Origin of the sequence: Streptomyces sp. BR123 (assembly GCF_013401435.1) — a bacterium.
GTDB lineage: Bacteria > Actinomycetota > Actinomycetes > Streptomycetales > Streptomycetaceae > Streptomyces.
Window position 1 is genome coordinate 1 of sequence record NZ_JACBGN010000539.1, and the last position, 2,275, is coordinate 2,275.

Here is a 2,275-nt window from a genome sequence, read left to right on the forward strand (position 1 = left end):
CCCCCCAACCCACCGACCCACCAACGCGCCGGCAACCGCTCCTAATGCGCCGGCAACCGCTCCGCCTCCCGTGCCAACGCCGCCAGGACCGGCGCGATCAGGGGGTGGGTTTCGGCGCCGCGGCGGGTTGCGGCGAAGACGCGGCGGGTTGCCGCCGGGCCGGCGACCGGGCGGACCTGGACTTCCTTGAGGTCCATGCCCCGCAGCGCCGAACGCGGGACCAGGGCCACCCCCACGCCCGCGGCCACCAGCGCCGTGACGGCCCGGAAGTCGTCGGACAAGTGCCGGAACCGCGGCTGGAAGCCGGCCAGCTCGCATGCCAGCAGGGTCACGTCGTGGCACGGGTTCCCGGGATACTGCCCCACCCAGTCCGAGCCGGAGAGGTCGGCCAGGGCCACCTCGGGCAGGTCGGCCAGGGGGTGTCCCGTCGGGAGCACCGCGTCGAAGGGTTCGGCGTACAGCGGCAAGATCGAGAGCCGGCCGTCGTCGGCGCCCGGGGCGCCCCGGTACTCGACGGCCAGCGCGAGGTCCGCTTCGCCGTCGAGCAGCATGGGCAGGCTTTCGTCGCCCTCCGCGTCCCGGACCCGGAGCCGGATGCCCGGGTGCTCGCGGGCGAGACCGGCGATCGCGGGGGCGAGGACTTCGGCGATGCCCGTCGCGAAGGCAGCGACGGTGACCTCGCCGGCGGTCCCTCCCGCGTATGCGGCGAGCTCGGCTTCGGCGCGCTCCAGCTGGGCCAGGACCTCGTGGGCGTGCCCGAGCAGGATCTCGCCGGCCGCGGTCAGCCGGACGCCCCGCCCGCTGCGGGTGAGGAGCGCGTGCCCGGTTTCCTGTTCCAGCGCCGCGAGCTGCTGGGAGACGGCGGAGGGAGTGAGGTACAGGGCTGCGGCCGCGGCGGTCACCGTTCGGTGGTCCGCCACGGCTCGCAGGATGCGCAGCCGGCGGGGGTCGATCACCCCTCCATGATGTCAGCCCTGGTCAGCGCGTGATGTCAGCCCTGATCCTCGGTGAGCGCCGCGCGGGCGTCGACGAAGGCGGCGACGGCGCGCTCGACGTCGGCCGTGGAGTGCGCGGCCGAGAGCTGTACGCGGATCCGGGCCTGCCCCATGGGCACGACCGGGTACGAGAAGCCGATCACGTACACGCCGCGTTCGAGCAGCAGCTCGGCCATGCGGCCCGCCTCGGCGGCGTCGCCGATCATCACGGGGGCGATGGCGTGGTCGCCGGGGAGGATCTCGAAGCCGGCCTCGGTCATCTTCGTGCGGAAGAGGGCGGTGTTGGCCGCGAGGCGCTCGCGCAGGTCGCCCGCCGACTCCAGCAGGTCGAGGACCTTGAGGGAGGCGGCCGCGATGACCGGCGCCAGCGAGTTCGAGAAGAGGTACGGACGCGAACGCTGGCGGAGCAGCTCGACGATCTCGGCGCGCGCGGCCACGTAGCCGCCGCTCGCCCCGCCGAGGGCCTTGCCGAGGGTGCCGGTGATGATGTCGACGCGGTCCATGACGCCGTGGAGCTCGGGGGTGCCCCGGCCGCCGGGGCCGACGAAGCCGACGGCGTGGGAGTCGTCGACCATGACCATGGCATCGTAGCGGTCGGCGAGGTCGCAGATCTCGGTCAGGGGGGCTACGTAGCCGTCCATGGAGAAGACGCCGTCGGTGACGATCAGCTTGCGGCGGGCGCCGCCCTCGTCGGCCTCCTTCAGGCGCGCTTCCAGCTCGGCCATGTCGCGGTTGGCGTAGCGGAAGCGGCGGGCCTTGGAGAGGCGGATGCCGTCGATGATCGAGGCGTGGTTGAGGGCGTCGGAGATGACCGCGTCCTCGGCGCCGAGGACGGTCTCGAAGACACCGCCGTTGGCGTCGAAGCAGGAGGAGTAGAGGATCGTGTCCTCCTGGCCGAGGAAGGAGGACAGGCGCGCCTCCAGCTCCTTGTGCACCTCCTGCGTGCCGCAGATGAAGCGGACGGAGGCCATGCCGTAGCCCCAGCGGTCGAGGGCGTCCTTGGCGGCGGCGATGACCTCGGGGTGGTCGGCGAGGCCGAGGTAGTTGTTGGCGCAGAAGTTGAGGACCTCGCCGGGGGTACCGCCGGCGGTCACGGCGACGGCCGCGCTCTGCGGGGTGCCGATGACGCGCTCGGGCTTGTGGAGGCCGGCGGAGCGGATCTCGTCGAGGGTGGCGCGAAGGTCGTCGCGGACGGTCTCGAACATGCTGCGGTGCTCTCTTTCTCCTCGCGCGGCGGAGGAAGACGAAGGGAGGGGGGAGGGAGGGACACGAAGAAGGGG

At 72.9% G+C, this 2,275-nt stretch carries 2 protein-coding genes; both read right to left on the reverse strand.

The window, feature by feature from the left end:
• Nucleotides 1–41: 41 nt before the first annotated feature.
• Nucleotides 42–956: a LysR family transcriptional regulator gene (locus HYE82_RS36035; RefSeq protein WP_179178438.1), complete on the reverse strand. Its 915-nt coding sequence runs from the start codon at nucleotides 954–956 to the stop codon at nucleotides 42–44.
• A 35-nt stretch (nucleotides 957–991) separates the two neighbouring features.
• The gene (locus HYE82_RS36040) at nucleotides 992–2,200 is read right to left on the reverse strand and encodes a glycine C-acetyltransferase (protein WP_179178439.1); all 1,209 of its coding nucleotides are present in this window, start codon (nucleotides 2,198–2,200) and stop codon (nucleotides 992–994) included.
• Nucleotides 2,201–2,275: the final 75 nt, after the last annotated feature.

Coding starts and splice junctions, on each gene's coding strand:
- HYE82_RS36040 (WP_179178439.1), bottom strand. CDS start 2,200: ATGTTCGAGACCGTCCGCGACGACCTTCGCGCCACCCTCGACGAGATC.